This window comes from Providencia rettgeri, assembly GCF_013702265.1.
Taxonomy (GTDB): domain Bacteria; phylum Pseudomonadota; class Gammaproteobacteria; order Enterobacterales; family Enterobacteriaceae; genus Providencia; species Providencia zhijiangensis.
Genome location: NZ_CP059348.1, coordinates 541002 through 560288 on the forward strand (window position 1 = coordinate 541002; position 19287 = coordinate 560288).

Annotated in this window: 19 protein-coding genes and 1 pseudogene; 17 read left to right on the forward strand and 3 right to left on the reverse strand. The window is 43.0% G+C overall.

Annotated elements, in window-relative coordinates; genetic code table 11:
* Window positions 1–15 precede the first annotated feature (15 nt).
* The 7 genes from H0913_RS02425 to H0913_RS02455 all read left to right on the forward strand — a co-directional run bounded on the left by H0913_RS02425 (window position 16) and on the right by H0913_RS02455 (window position 8785).
* On the forward strand, window positions 16–2331 hold the full coding sequence (locus tag H0913_RS02425; protein WP_181477933.1) for a bifunctional salicylyl-CoA 5-hydroxylase/oxidoreductase: 2316 nt from the start codon (window positions 16–18) through the stop codon (window positions 2329–2331).
* A 28-nt stretch (window positions 2332–2359) separates the two neighbouring features.
* Window positions 2360–3502, forward strand: coding sequence for a cupin domain-containing protein (locus H0913_RS02430; protein WP_154602041.1), 1143 nt, complete (start codon window positions 2360–2362; stop codon window positions 3500–3502).
* A 110-nt stretch (window positions 3503–3612) separates the two neighbouring features.
* On the forward strand, window positions 3613–4524 hold the full coding sequence (locus H0913_RS02435; protein WP_154638653.1) for a fumarylacetoacetate hydrolase family protein: 912 nt from the start codon (window positions 3613–3615) through the stop codon (window positions 4522–4524).
* Window positions 4525–4542: 18 nt separating this feature from the next.
* Window positions 4543–5574 carry a carbon-nitrogen hydrolase family protein gene (locus H0913_RS02440; protein ID WP_154638652.1) on the forward strand — a complete coding sequence of 344 codons (1032 nt, stop codon included), beginning with the start codon at window positions 4543–4545 and terminating at the stop codon, window positions 5572–5574.
* Window positions 5571–6326, forward strand: a complete 756-nt coding sequence (locus tag H0913_RS02445; protein ID WP_154602044.1) for an Asp/Glu racemase — start codon at window positions 5571–5573, stop codon at window positions 6324–6326. Before H0913_RS02440 ends, H0913_RS02445 begins: the two co-directional genes overlap by 4 nt.
* Window positions 6327–6411: 85 nt before the next feature.
* Window positions 6412–6864 carry a MarR family winged helix-turn-helix transcriptional regulator gene (locus H0913_RS02450; RefSeq protein ID WP_036955244.1) on the forward strand — a complete coding sequence of 151 codons (453 nt, stop codon included), beginning with the start codon at window positions 6412–6414 and terminating at the stop codon, window positions 6862–6864.
* 274 nt (window positions 6865–7138) lie between these two features.
* Window positions 7139–8785 carry a Na+/H+ antiporter gene (locus H0913_RS02455; RefSeq protein WP_154602045.1) on the forward strand — a complete coding sequence of 549 codons (1647 nt, stop codon included), beginning with the start codon at window positions 7139–7141 and terminating at the stop codon, window positions 8783–8785.
* 19 nt (window positions 8786–8804) lie between these two features.
* On the opposite strand, the gene H0913_RS02460 is transcribed toward H0913_RS02455, so the two are convergent.
* Complete coding sequence (locus H0913_RS02460; protein WP_230089106.1) at window positions 8805–9308, reverse strand: PIN domain-containing protein; 504 nt, start codon at window positions 9306–9308, stop codon at window positions 8805–8807.
* A gap of 71 nt (window positions 9309–9379) precedes the next feature.
* Window positions 9380–9841: a helix-turn-helix domain-containing protein gene (locus tag H0913_RS02465; RefSeq protein ID WP_154602047.1), complete on the reverse strand. Its 462-nt coding sequence runs from the start codon at window positions 9839–9841 to the stop codon at window positions 9380–9382.
* 330 nt (window positions 9842–10171) lie between these two features.
* Here H0913_RS02465 and H0913_RS02470 point away from each other — a divergent pair, with 330 nt between their 5' ends.
* The 3 genes from H0913_RS02470 (at window position 10172) to H0913_RS02480 (ending at window position 11631) form a co-directional block, all read left to right on the forward strand.
* Window positions 10172–10588 carry a YybH family protein gene (locus tag H0913_RS02470; protein WP_181477934.1) on the forward strand — a complete coding sequence of 139 codons (417 nt, stop codon included), beginning with the start codon at window positions 10172–10174 and terminating at the stop codon, window positions 10586–10588.
* 161 nt (window positions 10589–10749) lie between these two features.
* The gene (locus tag H0913_RS02475; RefSeq protein WP_154602049.1) at window positions 10750–11037 is read left to right on the forward strand and encodes a zinc ribbon domain-containing protein; all 288 of its coding nucleotides are present in this window, start codon (window positions 10750–10752) and stop codon (window positions 11035–11037) included.
* A 36-nt stretch (window positions 11038–11073) separates the two neighbouring features.
* The gene (locus H0913_RS02480; protein ID WP_154602050.1) at window positions 11074–11631 is read left to right on the forward strand and encodes a class I SAM-dependent methyltransferase; all 558 of its coding nucleotides are present in this window, start codon (window positions 11074–11076) and stop codon (window positions 11629–11631) included.
* A gap of 46 nt (window positions 11632–11677) precedes the next feature.
* Here H0913_RS02480 and H0913_RS02485 read toward each other — a convergent pair whose 3' ends face one another.
* A complete protein-coding gene (locus tag H0913_RS02485) occupies window positions 11678–12298 on the reverse strand; it encodes a flavin reductase family protein (protein WP_154602051.1) in 621 nt (206 codons plus the stop codon).
* Window positions 12299–12982: 684 nt separating this feature from the next.
* Here H0913_RS02485 and H0913_RS02490 point away from each other — a divergent pair.
* From H0913_RS02490 to H0913_RS02520, 7 genes and pseudogenes are all read left to right on the forward strand, one after another.
* Window positions 12983–13324, forward strand: coding sequence for a helix-turn-helix domain-containing protein (locus H0913_RS02490; protein WP_154602052.1), 342 nt, complete (start codon window positions 12983–12985; stop codon window positions 13322–13324).
* Between the two features lie 131 nt (window positions 13325–13455).
* Entirely contained in the window at window positions 13456–14007 is a 552-nt protein-coding gene (locus H0913_RS02495) for a fimbrial protein (protein ID WP_154602053.1), read from the forward strand.
* A gap of 116 nt (window positions 14008–14123) precedes the next feature.
* Complete coding sequence (locus H0913_RS02500; protein WP_154602119.1) at window positions 14124–14663, forward strand: fimbrial protein; 540 nt, start codon at window positions 14124–14126, stop codon at window positions 14661–14663.
* A 104-nt stretch (window positions 14664–14767) separates the two neighbouring features.
* Window positions 14768–15040, forward strand: a pseudogene (locus H0913_RS02505) (FimD/PapC N-terminal domain-containing protein); the annotation flags it as partial.
* A gap of 71 nt (window positions 15041–15111) precedes the next feature.
* Window positions 15112–16226, forward strand: a protein-coding gene (locus tag H0913_RS02510; protein WP_181478664.1) for an IS3 family transposase whose coding sequence is annotated in 2 segments (ribosomal slippage) — window positions 15112–15364 and window positions 15364–16226 — 1116 coding nt in all. Because the reading frame shifts where the segments join, the coding sequence is not laid out codon by codon here.
* A 43-nt stretch (window positions 16227–16269) separates the two neighbouring features.
* On the forward strand, window positions 16270–18477 hold the full coding sequence (locus H0913_RS02515) for a fimbria/pilus outer membrane usher protein (protein WP_232368819.1): 2208 nt from the start codon (window positions 16270–16272) through the stop codon (window positions 18475–18477).
* A gap of 54 nt (window positions 18478–18531) precedes the next feature.
* Window positions 18532–19260 carry a fimbria/pilus periplasmic chaperone gene (locus H0913_RS02520; protein WP_154602055.1) on the forward strand — a complete coding sequence of 243 codons (729 nt, stop codon included), beginning with the start codon at window positions 18532–18534 and terminating at the stop codon, window positions 19258–19260.
* Window positions 19261–19287: the final 27 nt, after the last annotated feature.

Sequence of the window (19287 nt, forward strand, 5' to 3'; positions counted from 1 at the left end):
TAAAGGAGAAACTCCATGAATATCGTTTGTATCGGCGGCGGTCCCGCAGGGCTTTATTTCGGGTTGCTGATGAAACTACAAAACCCAAGTAACCGTGTGGTGGTGGTTGAACGTAACCGCCCTTATGACACCTTTGGTTGGGGCGTAGTATTTTCTGATGCCACATTAAGTAATTTGCGCAAAGCAGATCCAGTCTCAGCAGAAACGATCAGTGCTGAATTTAGCCATTGGGATGATATCGACATTCACTTTAAAGGCAGCTGTAATCGCAGCGGTGGGCATGGGTTTATCGGTATTGGGCGTAAAAAGCTTCTCAATATCTTGCAAGATCGCTGCCTTGAAGTGGGTGTGGAGTTGGTATTTGAAACCCAAGTGGCGGATGACCAAGAAATTGCACGTCAATATGATGCGGATCTGGTGATTGCATCTGACGGGATCAACAGCGCAGTCCGTACTCGCTATGAAAATATCTTCAAACCCGATATTGATCAACGCCGTTGCCGTTTTGTTTGGCTAGGAACGAAAAAGATTTTCGACGCATTTACCTTCTTGTTCGCGGAAAATGAACACGGTTGGTTCCAAGTTCACGCTTATCAATTCCAAGAAGGCTTATCCACATTTATCGTAGAAACCACCGAAGAAACTTGGTTGAAAGCGGGTATTGACCAAATGTCCCAAGAAGATGGAATTGCCTACTGTGAGAAGCTGTTCGCCCCGTGGCTGGATGGTGAAAAACTGATTGCCAATGCAGCGCACTTACGTGGTGCCGCGATTTGGATCCGCTTCCCTCGCGTGATCTGTGATAACTGGGTGCACTGGACTCAGCCAACAAGCAGCAAGGAAGTTCCTGTAGTGCTGATGGGGGATGCCGCTCATACCGCTCACTTCTCTATTGGTTCAGGCACAAAACTGGCTCTGGAAGATGCGATTGAGCTGTGCGAAAGCTTGAAAGCGACTCAAGGAGATTTGCACAAAGGACTTGAGCACTACCAAAAAGTTCGTAGTGTCGAAGTGCTGAAAATCCAGAATGCGGCGCGTAACTCAACCGAGTGGTTTGAAAACGTGCAGCGGTATGAAAACCTCGATCCTGAGCAGTTTGCTTACTCTTTATTAACCCGTTCTCAGCGCATTTCTCATGAAAATTTACGTGTGCGTGATAGTAACTGGTTAACCCATTATGAAAACTGGTTTGCCGAAAAATCGGGTTTACCAACGCAGGTAGCTAGTCAAAAAGTCGCTCCAATGTTGACGCCATTTCGCTTGCGTAATGTGGAACTGAAAAACCGTGTGATAGCGTCTCCAACTTTGCTGTATTGCGCAACGGATGGGCTAGTCAGTGATTTCCATCTGGTACATATCGGTAGTCGCGCATTAGGTGGGGCTAGCCTGATTATGACGGAAATGACGGCGATTTCTCCTGAAGCACGAGTCACGACAGGCTGCCCAGGAATTTGGAATGATGCGCAAGTGGCGGCATGGAAAAATGTAACGCAATTTGTACACCAAAAAACGGATGCGAAAATTGGGATCCAACTAGGACATGCTGGGCGTCGTGGTTCAACACAGCGCGGCTGGGAGCAAGAAAGCCACCCAATGAAACAAGGTAATTGGCCATTAGTTTCCGCATCACCATTACCTTATTTACCTTCAATTTCACAGACACCCACTGAGCTAACCGAAGCCCAAATGGTGACGATTATCGATCAGTTTGTGGCGGCCGCAAAACGTGCGGATCAAGCTGGTTTTGATTGGTTAGAGTTGCAAGCTGGGCATGGTTATCTGCTATCAAGCTTTATTTCTCCGTTAACTAACCAGCGTACCGATGGGTTTGGTGGGTCGTTAGAAAATCGTCTGCGTTTCCCGCTAGCGGTAGTGAGCGCGGTCAGAAAAGTATGGTCTGACGATAAGCCACTGTCTGTGCGTATCTCTGCGACAGATTGGGTTGAAGGCGGCACAACAGTCGATGAGGCTGTACTGATTGGGCAAGCTCTCCATCAAGCTGGCGCGGATATTATCGACTGCTCATCGGGTGAAGTTTCTCCTCTTCAGCAGCCAGTTTATGGGCGTATGTATCAAACCCCAATGGCGGATCGTATTCGCAACGAAGGATCGGTGCCGGTAATTGCCGTCGGAGCGATCACTGATGCGGATCAAGTGAATAGCATTATCGCGTCAGGGCGAGCAGATCTTTGTGCGCTTTCTCGACCACTCCTTGCCGACCCTGCTTGGTTACTCCATGAGTGTGCTCGCTTTGGGTGGAATTCAGTCACGTGGCCAGCGCCTTATGAGTATGGTCGCCAACAATTAATCCAACAATCGAAAAGCCGTTAATGGCGCAAATGCGAGAGGAGGAAACACCATGACAGCCCACTCCCATGAAATTCAGTCCCATGACCAATACAGAGAAAATGTCGCAGGACGCGCAGATGTGGAAGATACACCAGAGTTGTTGGCGTATTACAAGCAGTTAGATGAACTCAAAACAGGTGCATTGTGGACGGTTGCCAACAAAATTGAGCCGTGGCAGCCAAAATCTCAATCTGTGCCTGTGTTATGGCGCTACCAAGATTTACGTGAGCATGTTTTGCGTTCGGTGGATTTGGTGACCCCGGAAAAAGCGGGGCGCCGTGTGATCTACTTAAACAACCCTGGTCGTCAAGATGTGGCAGCTGCGGTGGGTTGGTTGTATTCCGGTTTACAGGTGATGCATCCGGGGGAAGCGGCTTCTGCTCATGCTCATTCATCATCAGCATTGCGTTTCATTATGGAAGGGCGTGGCGCCTACACCATTGTGGAAGGGCAAAAAATGATTCTAGAAGCCAATGATTTTGTACTAACGCCTAACGGTACTTGGCATGAACATGGGGTGGAAGAAGGCGGACTACCGTGTATTTGGCAGGATGGTCTCGATATTCCATTAGTCAATGCGATGGAAGCGGGTTTCTACAAGGTTCACCCTGATTTACATCAAGCGCAAACTCGCCCAATTGATTATCCCGTTGGTATGTGGGGAGCGACAGCATTGCGCCCACACCATGTGGGATGGGATAAGCCGTATTCGCCATTATTCAAATATCAGTGGGGGCCAACTTATGAAGCATTGCAACGCGCTGCAAAAGTGACGGATGGCTCGGTGTTTGATGATGTTTTAATGAACTACACCAATCCATTAACGGGCGGGCCTGTGATGCCAACGATTGGGGCTAGTATGCAGTTATTACGCCCTGGGTTTGTCGGTAAAGCTCATCGTCATACGGGCAGTTTTATTTACCAAGTGGCGAAAGGAAAAGGGTATTCGATTATTAATGGGCAGCGCTTTGACTGGCAAGAGCGAGATATTTTCTGTGTGCCATCATGGATGTTCCACGAACATGTGAATACATCCCAGAGCGAAGATGCGTGCCTGTTCTGTTTTAACGACTTGCCAGTGATGCACTCCCTTGGTCTCTATTATGAAGAGGCGCTTGTGGACAATGACGGGCACCAAAAAGTGATTAGCTAAGTTTTTGTTCTAACTATTTATTTTTTTAGCTATTTATTCCGATTATTGATTTTAATTATTTACGTGAAGATTTCAGTTAGGTCTTAAGACCTGACTCAAGGAGAAAAATTATGCGTCTTATTACTTACCGTTCAGATGTTACCGCAGCAGCACGTTTAGGGGCGATTGTTAACGAGCAAGTCGTGGATTTAGCGAGATTAGCGGAAGAGAACGGTCAATATCTCCCTGATAATATGCTGGATTTTATTGATTTAGGCCCTCAAGGGATCCGTGCAGGTACTGAATTATTAAACGCACATAAAGGCCAATTTCCTGCGGGAACGGCATGGCCAGTACAGAACGTAAAAATTCTAGCGCCAATTCCACGTCCAAGAAAAAACATTTTTGGGATCGGTTTGAACTATGTTGAACACGTTGCGGAATCAAGCCGTACGCTGGACACTTCTAAAGAGCTACCAAAAGAGCCAGTTATCTTTTCTAAACCGCCAACAACGGTGATTGGCCCAGGTGATGCGATTGAGCACAACAGTAAAATCACTCAGCAGCTGGATTGGGAAGTGGAATTGGCGGTGATTATGGGGACGCGTGCTAAAGGGGTCTCTGAAGTAGACGCACTGAATTATGTGTTCGGTTATAGCTTAATGATTGATATGAGTGCGCGTGATTGCCGTCGTGCGGGTCAATGGATCTACTCAAAAGGTCAGGATACTTACGCACCATTTGGCCCGTGCATCGTAACGGCTGATGAAATTCCTGATCCTCACTCACTGAATCTGAGTTTGAAAGTTAACGGTGTAACCAAGCAAGACTCCAATACTCGCCACATGCTGTTTAACGTGAATGCGTTAATTGCTGATATCAGCAAAGGCATTACCTTAGAGCCGGGGGATATTATCGCAACGGGTACTCCTGAAGGGGTTGGTGCGGGTCGTTCTCCACAAGAGTGGGTATGGCCGGGTGATGTGATTGAAGCGTATGTCGAAAAAATCGGTGAATTACGCCATCCAGTGGTTGCGGTATAACCCAAGGGAGATAGCAACATGTTGAATCTACCTCAATTTAAGGCGGCGGCAGTACAGGCCGCCCCTGTATTCCTCGATACTGATGCGACAGTTGATAAAGTGTGTCGGTTGATTGAAGAAGCGGCTGATAATGGTGCCAAATTAGTGGCATTTCCTGAAGTGTTTGTCTCAGGCTACCCGTATTGGAGCTGGGTGATGAACCCAATTGATGGCAGCCCTTGGTTTGAGAAACTGTGCAAATCTGCCATTGAAGTTCCGGGGCCTGAAATTAAACGAATCGCCCAAGCCGCTGCTCGTCACCATATCAACGTGGTGGTGGGTGTGAATGAGCGTAATCCGAACGGGATTGCCACGCTATACAACACTTTAGTAACGATTTCTGATGAAGGTAAAATTTTAGGGCGTCACCGTAAATTAGTCCCAACGTGGGCGGAAAAATTGACGTGGGCAAATGGGGATGCCTCCTCGCTGAAAGTTCACCAAACCAGTATTGGGCCTTTAGGGGCGCTGGCATGTGGCGAAAATACCAATACGTTGGCGCGCTTCTCGTTATTGGCTCAAGGCGAATTGGTTCATATTGCCAGTTATATTGCATTGCCAGTGGCACCAAAAGATTATGACATGGCGGATGCGATTCGTTTACGTGCTTCAGCTCACTGCTTTGAAGGTAAAGTGTTTACCATCATTTCGTGTTCAACAGTTTCTGAAGAGATAGTTGAAGCTATGGCTGCGTCGCATCCTGAATCCCGTGAGTTGCTCGCGCGTCAAAATAGCGCGTTTTCCGGCATTATCGGCCCCGATGGTCGAGTGATCGGGGAACCATTGATTGATAAAGAAGGCATTGTATACGCTGAAATTGATTTGAATCGCTGTATTCAACCTCGCCAAATGCATGATATTACAGGACACTATAATCGCTTTGATATCTTTGACTTACAGGTCAATAGACGCCCATTAACGGCAGCTCGTTTCCATCATAGTGGACAAGATGTTGATGAACTTAATCAGTTTGCTGAATCGGATGACTCTTCAGTGGAGAAAGGACTATGAGCTTAGCACGTACATTTCGTATTGGTCAGATTGTGCCTTCATCAAATACCACGATGGAAACTGAAATTCCGGCCATATTGCGCGCCCGTGAAGCGATGTTTGCCGAGCGTTTTACGTTCCACTCTAGCCGTATGCGTATGCAGAAAGTCACCAAAGATGAATTAGCAAAGATGGATTCAGACAGTGACCGTTGTGCCATTGAGCTTTCAGATGCCGATGTTGATGTATTAGGGTATGCCTGCTTGGTTGCTATTATGAGCATGGGGAAGGGCTACCATCGTGTTTCGCAAAAACGCCTTCATCAGTGCACTATCGATAACGGGCATCCAGCACCAGTAGTCACCAGTGCAGGCGCATTAGTCGAAGGGTTACATGCCATTGGCGCAAAAAAAGTGTCGATTTTGACGCCGTACATGAAGCCATTAACGCAAATGGTCATCGACTATATTGAACATGAAGGTATTGAAGTGGTGGATAGCATTTCGTTGGAGATCCCTGACAACCTCGAAGTGGGCAGACAAAACCCATTAGCGCCAGTGGAAATCACCAAAAAGCTGAACACCAATGTGGATGCGATTGTGGCATCGGCTTGTGTGCAAATGCCATCATTACCATCGATTCAACTGATTGAAAATAGGGTGGGTTTACCAGTGTTGTCATCGTCTGTGGCAACAACCTACATGATGCTAAAAAAATTGGGGCTAGATACGCGAGTGGATGGTTTTGGCTCGCTACTTAGCGGAAGATTTTAGTTAAATTATGTTAAGAGTTCGGTTTCCTTCTGCTACTCTGCTAGCTTCTAATGTCATAAAACCAGAAGCGAGAAAAGAGGAATTGATGCCTGAATCGAAAGTCTTCGTTGATAATTACCTGCCTGCTCTTTTGGGGCAGGCATGGATGCTAGTTTCATCTGAATTTCATGCAGTTGTGGAAGCTAATGGGCTATCGGTTTTGGAGTGGAGAGTGCTTTCCACATTAGCGAATAATGGTTCGATGGGGATCACCGAGCTGTCGCAAAAAACTGTCAGTAAGCAACCAACAATCACGCGGGTATTACAACGATTAGAGCAGCAAGGGCATGTGATCCGCCACAATAACCATACGGGAAGTGACCGCCGTGTGACTCTCGTGAGTGTGACGTCGAGTGGTGTCGAGCTAGTCGAAGGGTTATTGATTGCTGCGGAAGAACACGAAAGGCAGGTTTTGGCTCCTCTTGGTGTTCGTAAAAGCAAAATGCTCAAGCAAGTTTTACAAGAATTGATTGATAGACATAGCCCAGAAATCAAATAGATAAGTTACATTGAAATACTCGGAATTATCCGTTTTTGATGAGTGATAAGGATTTATAACAGAAGAACAGATTAAATCCTTATAAAACACTAGTGTATTGAATAGAAATGTAATGTATTGGAAATTAAGTAATATCCTGTAACACAATGATTGCTATCGTAGTTTTTGATTTGTTTTATTTTTTTATTCGGTAATAAATTGATGCTTTACATTGATTTGATTTATCTATTTACTGCAAGGCAGATAACTAAGATAAACCATTATGGAGCACTCAATGTCAGTAGTGACACTTGTACTCGTTTTTTTACTTGCAGTCATCGTGAGCGTATTTGTTTCTCGATTACTTAAAGACATCATTCCATTACCCATTATCCAGATAGCGCTAGGGGCTGCCTTGTCGTTATATGGATTTACAGTGGAATTCGAACCGCATCTTTTTCTATTTTTATTTATTCCTCCATTGCTATTTCTTGATGGATGGCGAATTCCAAAAGAAGCCTTATTCCAAGAAATTAAGCCAATTATGTCATTGGCGATTGGCTTGGTGGTCGTCACCGTTATTGGGATGGGGTTCTTTATCCATTGGCTGATCCCAACGATTTCACTGGCGGTTGCCTTTGCACTGGCGGCTATCCTTTCCCCAACTGACCCAGTGTCGGTATCTGCAATGACAGTGAATTCGCCACTGCCATCGCGTATGGCGCACATTCTTGAAGGGGAATCTCTACTCAATGATGCGACGGGCTTAGTGTGCTTTAGCTTTGCGGTTGTGGCTGCGCTGACGGGGGAGTTCTCTCTGGCATCTGCTGCGGGCCAATTTGTGCTGGTGGCATTTGGTGGGATAGCGATTGGTTTATTAGTCGCATGGGCAATCGGCTGGTTAAACCAATTCTTGGTCAAGCGTACGGGTGAAGAGCCGGCTATCCAAATTATGATTAGCCTATTGATGCCATTTACAGCGTATCTGCTGGCTGAGCATCTGCATGTTTCTGGGATCCTTGCCGCCGTTGTTGCGGGTATTGCGATGCACTACGAAAAAATCGCAGGGCGTATGCAAGCAGCGACTCGTATGCAAAGTAAGGCCGTTTGGGACACGGTACAGACAGGCTTAAACGGCATGATCTTTATTCTGCTGGGTGAGCAGCTACCGGGTATGTGGACGAACCTACCGCAGGTAGCCGAAGCCGCAGGTGCTAGCCATCCTTGGATGTTGTTTGTGTATGTTGCGGTTATCACCCTTGCATTAGGTGCGCTGCGTTTTGCTTGGGTATGGATATCAATGACCTTGACCGTTTTCCACAATCGTCGTCGTGGAAAGCAGGCAGATGAAGTGCGTATCCGTATGATGGCAGTGATGGCAACAGCTGGGGTTCGCGGGGCAATTACCTTAGCAGGTATTTTAACATTGCCATTCTTAATGCCAGATGGGTCATTATTCCCTAACCGTGATGTGGCTATCTTCCTTTCGATGGGCGTGATCCTGTGTTCGTTGTTAATTGCTAGTATCGCATTGCCGATTTTAACCAAAGGTTTGGTGCAAGATTTACCTTACGATAACGATGAAATTCGTGCACGTTTGGCATTAAATGAAGCCGCAATGGCGCATATTCGCGAATTAATGAATCACCCTTCTGACGATATGGATGAAATTGCGATGCGTACCGAAGTGGGTGCTCAACTGTTAGAAATCTATGGTCGCCGTTTGGATAATACGGATGAAACGGAATCGGATGTGTTTGATTTACATAGAATGATCGAAATGGAACGTTCGATGTCAGATTCGGCTCTGAAAGCGAAGCGTGAAGCGCTATACCAAATGCGTAAAGGGAAAAACATCAATGAGCGTGTGTATCATCGCTTACGTGATGAGCTTGATTTAAAAGAAGAAACATTAAATCACCATAAGAGTTCAAAACACTAGTTTTTGTGATTTTTGTATATCAAATCATGCTCTGGTATTTTTCGAGTGCTTTGACTGTCATCGGCAATCCTTGGCGTAACAAGGCGGCAAAGTACTCGTTAATATTTATTTCTGGCTTTGTTAAGCTGAGTCGTTGTCGGCGCACAGCGGATAAAGCCAGAGCATGGTTTAAATCAAATAAGTCTGAAATAAACTCATCTGGATGCAAGGCTTCTATTTCTAATTGATCCATAGATTCTTTTGGAAAATCTTTTAGATTGAGCGTCACAATGATTTTTGCATGGCATTTTATGGCTGCAGCAACAACATGCCGGTCATTAAGGTCGGGCAATTCAATACCTTCAATTAATGGTTCATATTGACTGACTCTAGCGTCTGGTAGCGCATTATTCATTAGTGAGGCGGTTCTGATTAACTGTTTTTGGGCTAAATCAGGACGGTTACTGAGTAGATTCCGTTGCCATTCGTCTTGAATAGTATCGGTCCATTTTGCTTGATACAGGCCTGTAATGGCTAGATGCATGAGTAAATCCCGTAAAAGGGATGGATATAAAACACATGCATCTAGTACAACAGGAAAAGGGGAATGGATCATCAGTAAAGACCAAGCTCCTGACTTTGGTCTACCAGCGCTTGCATTGCCTGTAAGCTCTCTTTCTCTCGTTGAGCTTTGAATTGCATTAAATCTGCAAAAAGAATACGGCGATGACGACCTGTTTTATGAAAAGGAAGTCTACCTTCTTCTAGCAGTTTCACCATATGTGGGCGAGAAACATTAAGAATATTAGCCGCTTCCTGCGTTGTTAGCTCTGCATGTACGGGAACAACTTGTACTGCATTACCTGCTGCTAGCTCACCCAAAATAGCCATTAACAATGTGAGTGCTGATGTTGGTAACTCAATTTGATGAATATTGTCATCAGCATCTTTAATGGATATTTGCTGGGTTTCTAACTTAGTGGAGAGATAAGTTGCAAGCTCTCTTTGTCCGCGTACTGCCGCCTCAATCTCCTTTGGAGCCGGGAGGCTCATACTATTAAGAATTGAGTGTGTCATTGCTATTCCTACTTATAAGGTTAATTGCTATCAATTGCTTAGAAAAAATGTTTAAAAACCGATCAGAGAATAATCGAAATAAACGAAAATCGCAATAAACGAAATGATGCTGGAGGTGAATAAATTATGAGCATCCTGACTTGACTGTAGATAGATAGCTGATAATGTAATCTCTAATTATATTCAGGAAAAAATTATGTCACAGCATGTAGCTCACCTCATTATTATGATGACCATCACTTAACTGGTGGGAGTTTGCTGCATCCTCAACCCGCCAGATAAGGCGGGTTTTTTGTCCTTGTCTGGTTAGCATTCAACAAGGAGCCCTCTATGAATCTTTTCGAAAATACTCAAAAACATACGCAAGAACTTGAAGCCCTAATTGCTAACGCGGATCGAGCTATCACAGAAGAAAATTTCAGCTATTTAATGAATTTTTATTCTGAGAATGGCTCATTAGTGGTGAAAGACGGTTTACATGTCCATGGAAAAGAGAGCCTAAAAAAAGCGTTTTCAGCCATCGCTGAATTTTTTAATCACAGCCTGCAAGTGTCTCAAGGTGCGGTGAAAGTTATTTTTGGTGAAGATTGTGCCTTAGTCTTGGCTGAAACCATTTTGAGTGCGCAAATGCAAGACGGTACGTCATTTAACACGGTGCGAGATGCCACCTACGTTTTTAAACTGATCGACGGTAGGTGGCTATGTGTGATTGATAATTCCTATGGAACTTCATTGCTGAAATCCTAAGAAAAGCTTTTGCTCTTCACCATTTGTGTCATGAAAAAACAGCGAGATTCAGTTTACGTAATAAATGGTTTTTTATTGTAATTATTAAGCTTTACTGTTGTCTTTGGAGTTAAGTCTAAGGTTTATACTCGAGACAAGAATAACGGTGGAGGATATTTATTATGTCAATTTTCAGCTGGTTATTTAATCTCGGTAGAAATCGCTATGACTCGAAACGCGATAGTCAATATCGAGGTCATTCAGGACATGGCAGTAGTTCTAAGCATGGTTCTAGAAGTCAACATGACTCTCGAGGTAAACACGGCGGGGGTTATCAATACAATGATGGTCGAAGCGAAGATAATTATTTTTCACAGGGGCAAAATCTTCAAAAGATAAGATGCCGACAATGCCAAAGAGCCGTAGACCCAAATGCCAATTTTTGCGGTGAATGTGGAGCATCAACTTAAGGAAATAGAAAAGGTACTTCTGATTCAGGAGGAAGCATGGCGGAATCATTTTTTTCTCATAAAAATCATTACCAGCTCTATGTTAAGAATTTCATTGCATCACCAGCTTCGATGGGAACGGTATTCCCATCATCTCGTTGGTTATGCAATACCATGGTCGATAATATCGATTGGGCGCAGTGCAACCAGATAGCGGAAATTGGCGCGGGTAATGGCGTGATGACTCGCTATATTGTGAATAAAATTACGGCGCAAACACGTTTAGATCTCTATGAAATTAATCGTGATTTTCTTGATATTTTAAATCAGATTGATGACCCGAGAGTGGCGGTTAATCCCTGCTCTGCAGAATATTTATTGGGTGATTATGATTTGATTATTTCAGGAATTCCTTTTCTTTCCCTGAATAAAAAAACCAGTATGCGGATATTAAAACAGGTGCGTCAGAGCCTGATAAAGCATCAGGGTAAATTGGTGTTATTTCAGTATACTCAAGGCTGTGAGGCGTTATTTTCGCGTTATTTTTCATTTACAAAGGAACGCGTATATCGCAACTTTCCACCTGCTTGGGTGTATACCTGTGTCCCCAAATAACGCATCTTAGGCCAGCGTGATAGAAACTGGCCTAAGGCTTTTTACGTTATTTAGGGCGATACATTTCGAGTTTTTGTTGCTCTTCAATCCAGTAATAATCCGCAGGTCCCCCCGCCCGCATCAGAGGTTTTTGGCGGGCACTGTTATATAAGCCTTGCTCTAAGGTGGCTTCATCGATATGCACCATCACCACTTCCCCCATGACCATCCACGTATCCAGTAGGCTGCCGTCTGCACGCTTTAATTGTTGATATTCAGTGACCACACACTCCATGGAAACAGGCGTTTGGGCGATGCGTGGAGGAGTAATTAATGTAGACGGTAAGGTGGAAAGCCCAGTTAGGTCAAACTCACTTTCTCCGTGAGGTAACATCGCACTGCTTGAATTGACCTGCTGCCCAAGTTCAAGAGTCGCAAGGTTATAAACGAACTCACCTGTTTCGATAGCATTGGTGACGGAATCTTTTTTTCCAACACTTGAAAAGACCAAAATAGGGGGGGAGTAGTTAAAAATATTGAAGAAGCTATAAGGCGCAAGGTTGGTGTTGCCTCGCTTATCACATGTGGAGATCCAACCAATAGGGCGCGGACCAATTAATGAGGGAATAGGATCATGGGGAAGCCCATGACCTTGTTGAGGTTGGTAGCTGTAAAACTGAGTTTTCATTATTGGCTCCTTTTTTCGTTATCCTAACGGATTAATTTATTCTAGTTAATATTAGAAAATGAAAAGTGCACGATATGCATAGTTTAAGCATGATATGGATAATGGAAAAATTGTCATGATGAACATGGCTGAGATTAATGAATTTAAATTATATTTAAACTTTTATTAATTGAATTTATAAAACACAAAAAATGAGTTATTTAAGTTTATTTTCATATTTTATGAAAACATTAAGGTTTTATGTTTGATATTGTTTTTTTTAATCTAGAGTAGATTTTATTAAGTTATTATTTTCAGTGTTTATAATTGGATTGCCTTCTCTTTTTTTAATTTTAAATAATATTATTTTTAATAATTTATAATGATGAAAGAAAGCAGATTTTTAAATTATTAGCTAATTATATTATATGAATTTGGTTGTTTAATTCATTGATAATTAATGTTATATAAATTTAATTATGATATTCAAACGATCAATAAAGTTAATTTGATAGGTATTAACTATTGAATGATATAATTTCGATCGATATAAACGTATTTACAGATTTATTTACTGTATCTATATTTTAATAAATTAAATTTCCTGCACTTTGGATATATCCATTTTTTATTGCGCTATTTGCTCAATGAATTGGCTAACTTTGAGTAAATAAAATTAAAGCTATTTAAATTGGTTTTAATATTATGAAAAACAAATATCGATTACGTGAAGAAGTTGGTTCATTTATCAGAGAAGCACGGCTTAATTGTTCATTAACTGGTGAGGAATTAGGGCGTATGCTTCATATTAGTCAGCAACAAATATCTCGCTATGAACGTGGAATTACAAGCATAAACATAGAGACGCTTGATGCTATATTAAAGGAACTAGGCAAGGATTGGTCTGAATTCTTTTTCAAGGTTATTGCTAACTATTCAGATGAAATAGCAGAGATAAAACTACAAGATAATTTTTTATTTCAAGATAAAAAATCAAAATATTCCTATTACGATAAATTAAAGTTCAAAGCCTTACATGATCTTTAATAACGAATAATCAAATTCAAACATTCTTCATTAAGTATGTAATTAATTGTTATTTAATGTTTTTTTGTTCCATTAATTATTTAATGGTGTATTGCGTTTCTTTAATTTTTAAACGAAAGGAAAGTCATTATATGAAACTTAATCAGTTAGCAATCATTACACTGCTGGCAACATCAGCGACTTCTTTTAGTGTTATGGCGGAGAACACAGGTACAGTGAATTTTATCGGTACAGTGGTGACTTCACCCTGCAATATTGCTCAACCATCATTAAAACAAACTATTGATTTTGGTCAGCTTTCTCGCAGAGGTTTAGAGAATGGCCGAACGGCTGAAGTGGATTTTAATATTGAATTAACAGGGTGTGATTTTTCAGATTACACCAAAGATGGTACAGGGGCGGCAGCGGCAGTGAAAAACATGGAGCTGGTCTTTACGGGGCAAAACTACGCTGATGCGGGTAATACTTTGCTTTCAACTTCTCCGGGCAATGCAAACAACGTGGGTATTGGTATTGATGGTTTTGAATTTGGTAAAGCCAAAGATATTTTATCGCGGATTATCAATAAGAAAGGGGATAACACCTTAACCTTCAAAGCATTAGCGAAAGCTGTTGATACCACAAAAGATGTCGCTGAAGGTAAATTCAGCGCAGTGACTAACTTCCGAATTACCTATCAGTAAGCATATGAGTCTACCGCCAGTGAATACTGGCGGTATCAGGACTGGATTGAAGGAGAACGTTGAGGGAGACAATTGTGATTGTTTATCAATGGGTAACTCGCCAATTAGCTCAACTGATGACGATGACCATTCTGGTATGCCCGATAACTTCAGGGGCTGCAGTGAATAAAAAAATAGAGCTTAATGGCAGCGCAACGCTGAAAGGTATTGTCATCGCGACACCGTGTTCGGTTGTCATGGAAAATAGATTTCAAACGATTGATTTTTCACCTTTGGCAATCCCTCTGCTGGGTACGAAGTTGCAGCGTGAGCAGCATAACCAACCTTTTATTATTGAGTTACGAGACTGTGGAAGCCTTTATTCTTCACTCGACAGTAAAACATGGTTTATTCGATTTGCAGGGGAAACAGCGGAACACATTGATACATTTGTACTACGAGGCGCATCACAAGGTCTCGGGGTTTCTGTCCTTGATAGCCGTTTGAACACATTGATTCCAGGGCAATATTACCCTTTAGCAAATAATGTATTACGGCAAGACAAATCAGGAAAAGCGCTCTATCTACAGTACTTTTTACGTCTAGAGCTAACTGGGCAACCTATTCAAGCGGGTAACTATCAAGGGTTAATCCGTTTTTTTATAGATTATCAATAACATAGATTATCAATAACGTCGATTATCAATAACTTGTAGATAAACATGATCTCGAAATCATTTTCGAGAGGGGCACACTCGTCGCATTTGGGATGGTATAGAGCATGATGTTCAAACATAGCAAACTAAGACAGACGATTTTATTGGCGCTAAGTATGGGGATTGGCAATAGCTACGCTGCTGAATTTAATACCGATGTGTTAGATGCCGAAGATATGAATAACATTGATATGAGCCAATTCTCTGTTGCGGGATATGTTCCACCTGGAGACTATATTTTGACGGTTTTTGTCAATGGTCTGCGTTTAGGTGAGCCACGAGATATCGCTGTTTTTGATAATAAAAGTGCAAAAAGTGTAGGTTCTCAGCAAGTGTGTCGGTAATCCCCCCTAAAAATAATCGAGTTCATAAGTAGAATTTTCTCTTACAATAAACTCAGGAGAAAATGATGAAAAAAACAACCTTTACTGATGCTCAAATTATTTCTATTTTAAAACAAGCGGAGCAAGGGGTTCCCGTTGCCCAACTTTGTCGAGACCACGGCATGGGTAACTCCACTTTTTATAAATGGCGTGCCAAATACGGCGGCATGGACTCCTCTTTAATGGCAAAAATGAAAGCCTTGGAAGAGGAAAATCGACGACTCAAAAAAATGTATGCCGAAGAACGACTTAAAGCCGAGGTGATCCAAGAGGCGATGGCAAAAAAGTGGTAAAGGCTTCTGAGCGTCGATGTTTAGCCCAAGAAGTCGTTAAGCAAAATCGGATGAGCATTGCTTTTGCTTGCCGTACCTTTTGTGTGAGTGAAACCTGCTACCGATATCATGCCATTTTATCCGATGAAAATACAGTTATTGCAGAGCAACTCATTGAACTCACACAGAAACAACGAAATTGGGGCTTTGGCTTATGTTTTTTGTATTTTCGCAATGTTAAAGGTTATAAATGGAACCACAAGCGCGTTTATCGTATCTATTGTGAGTTATCCCTTAACTTACGCATCAAGCCACATAAGCGACTTAAACGCGAAAAACCAGATGCATTAAGTGTACCTAAAACTATTAATGAATGTTGGTCAATGGACTTTATGCATGACCAACTCTCAGATGGGCGGAGCTGCCGCCTTTTGAATGTGATAGATGATTTTAATCGTGAAGGGCTGACGATTGATGTGGATTTTTCATTGCCAGCAGAACGCGTGATACGCTCTTTAAATCAAATTATTGAATGGCGGGGAAAGCCGCAATGCATTCGTTGTGACAACGGGCCCGAATATATCAGCCGTAAACTCGCTAATTGGGCAACCAAAAATAAGATCACATTATGCTTTATTCAGCCCGGAAATCCGCAGCAGAATGCGTATATCGAACGTTTCAATCGAACAGTGAGGTATGATTGGTTAAGCCATTATCTTTATGGTGATATTCAGGAATTACAAGATAAAGCAACACAGTGGTTATGGACTTATAACCATGAGAGACCTAACATGGGGCTCGGTGGTATAACACCGATACAAAAGTTAAGCCAACAACGAAGAAAAAATTCTACAGTTAACCTCCATTAAAAATGGGAGGATTACCTGTCTGGCACCTCACTTGCTGGATTTTATGGGGCTAAAAAAATCTGCAGAGGAAAAAGTCACATTATTTCATGACGAAAAATGTTTGAATTTTTCAGCTCTGGCTGGGGTGCAAACCAAAGTGGATTTGCCTTCAATGTCCCTAAAAATGACCATTCCCCAAATGTGGATGGAATATCGGGATCCTTATTGGGTTCCCCCAAAATTATGGGAAGAGGGGATCAATGGTCTATTTGTGGACTACAGCGCGAATATTTCTGCTACAAAAGAAACCGATGGTGATAAGCGTGTTTACTTATCCGGTAATGGTACATCGGGCATTAACATTGGGGCTTGGCGGTTGCGCGGCGATTTCAATGGAACTTATCAAAAGCAGCATGGTGGCAGTTATTCGCAAGAAAAACATAACTTTGATTTCAGTCGGTTATATGCGTTTCGCTCATTGAAAGAAGTAGCTGCACTACTTACGTTCGGGGAAAGTAACTTTTATTCTGACGTGTTTGATTCTTGGCAATATACAGGGATTTCCGTTGAAAGTGATGATCGTATGCTACCGCCAAAATTGGTGGGATATGCCCCTGAAATTATTGGGGTAGCAAAAACCAACGCCATTGTGATCGTCCGTAGTCAGGATCGGATCATTTCAGAAACCTCTGTTCCACCAGGGCCTTTTCGTATTCAAACACTGGATAGCGGGATCCGCGGTGTGCTGGATGTGACGGTGCGCGAAGAAAATGGGGAAGAGAATAAATTTAGCCTCAGTACCGCATCGCTACCCTACTTAACCCGTCCCGGCCGGATAAACTATAAAGCGGCAGTGGGGAAAACACGTTATGACAATCGACATTTAACGGGGGAACCCGTCATTAGTGGTGAATTGTCATACGGTGTATCAAATGCTTGGTCGCTGTATGGAGGAACTCAGCTTAATGCCTATTACCAAAGTGCGGCTTTAGGGATTGGGCGTGACTTGTTCTCTTTCGGGGCGGTCGCGGTGGATATTACCCAATCTTTTGCTGATTATTCAGATGACGATAAAGGACACTTGCAAGGGCGCTCTTACCGTTTTAATTATGCGAAGTCATTCGAGGATCTCCGTACCGATATTACCTTTGCGGGCTACCGTTTCGCTGATAAAGAGTATCGAACGCTGATGCAATATATGGATGAAGACAGAACTGGGCACTCACCGCGAGCCACCAAGGAAAACTACCAAGTCTACTTAAATAAATATTTTGATGATTTTAACCTCTCGTTAAATTACCAGTACAGCACCTATTGGCAGGATGACCCGCAAACCCAGTACGGTTTATACGCCAATACGAGCCTGAATTTTCCTTCTCTTTCCCAATATAGTGGCAATATTGCACTCTCTGCGACACGAACGGAGCGGAGTAATGGTTATGAAGATGATGCCATTAACCTCTACTTGACGATCCCGCTGTACAGCGGGCATAGCCTAACATTTTCTGAGCTGTACTCTCGTTCCAATAAAAAGAATCAATATAACCATAATGTGGGATATAGCGGTTATGGGGATAGGGATAATTACAGCCTAACGATGGGGTATAACCACGGACAAGATGTGGATAGCCAAACGAGCTTGAGCGGCTTTTATTCCCGTGATCTCTCGGATGCCAACGTGTCCGTCAATGGCAGCTATATCCCTCATCAATACCGCAGTATCGGGGCATCGATTAATAGCGGGATCACGATAACGACCAAGGGAGCCGCGCTGCATCGCTCAGCCCACGGTGATACTCGCTTAATGGTGGAAACCTCAGATATTGGCGGAGTTCCGCTGAATAATGGCATCACAAAAACTAACCGCTTTGGTTTGGCGGTGATCCCTAATGTGAATAGTTACCGTAAATCCTCGGCTTCCATTAATACCAGTAAATTACCGGACAACATTGAAGCACTCAGTGCCACCAGCGATATCACGCTCACAAAAGGCGCTATTGGCTATCGAAGCTTCCCCGTGATGAAAGGGGAAAAACTCTTCTCGGTGATTACCTTACAAAATGGCAAAAAACCACCGTTTGGCGCCAGTGTACGTAATGAAGCGAATCAAGAGCTAGGGATAGTTGGAGAAGACGGGGTGACTTGGTTGGTGGGTATCGAGAAAAATGCGGCGTTATGGGTCTATTGGCGCAACCAAAAACAGTGCCAGTTAACTTTGCCTGACTCATTAAGTAGCCCTTCTTCAATGCTGTTACTGCCATGTCAGAAATAATCGGCATGCCAAAAATAACGAAATTTTTATTATCTTTAATCTATGAGGTTGATTATGCTGAATTTTAAACTTATTTCCGCAGCATTGATAAGTCTGTTTATTGGGATACCACAATTTTCCTATAGCGCGGTGACTCTGGATAGAACGCGAATTGTTTTTCCGGGCAATGAAAACTCTATTAATGTGCGCATCGCGAATGATAATCCTGAAGAAGCCTATTTAGCACAAAGTTGGATTGAAGATCTTCAAGGTAAAAAACTGACTCAAGGCGCAATCCTTGCCACACCACCATTACAGCGGGTAGAAGCCAATAGTCACAGTTTAGTGCGTTTGAGCAAAACACCGTTATTAAGTCAATTACCTGATGATAGAGAGTCCGTTTTCTATTTCAATTTGCGTGAAGTTCCGCCGAAATCCACGGAAGAAAATACACTGCAAATCGCCCTGCAATCCCGCGTCAAACTGTTTTATCGCCCTGAAAAAATCCTCGAAGCTTCCCAAACTAAATGGGCGCACAACATTACGTTGCAAAAAACGGCCAAAGGCTACCGTTTGAATAACACCACGCCGTTTAATTTAACGGTGATTGGGGTGGGCAATAGCAAAAAACAGTCGGAAGAGAGCACTTTCGAAGTCGTGATGGTCGCCCCAAAATCCACATTCGATATTAACAGCCACACACTGACAACGCCGTATTTAACCTACATCAATGACTATGGTGGCAAGCCAACACTGGTATTTCGTTGCCAAGGAGACACCTGCACGGTCTCCGGGGAACAGTAATGAAACCAAGGCATAAAAAGGGAGAAT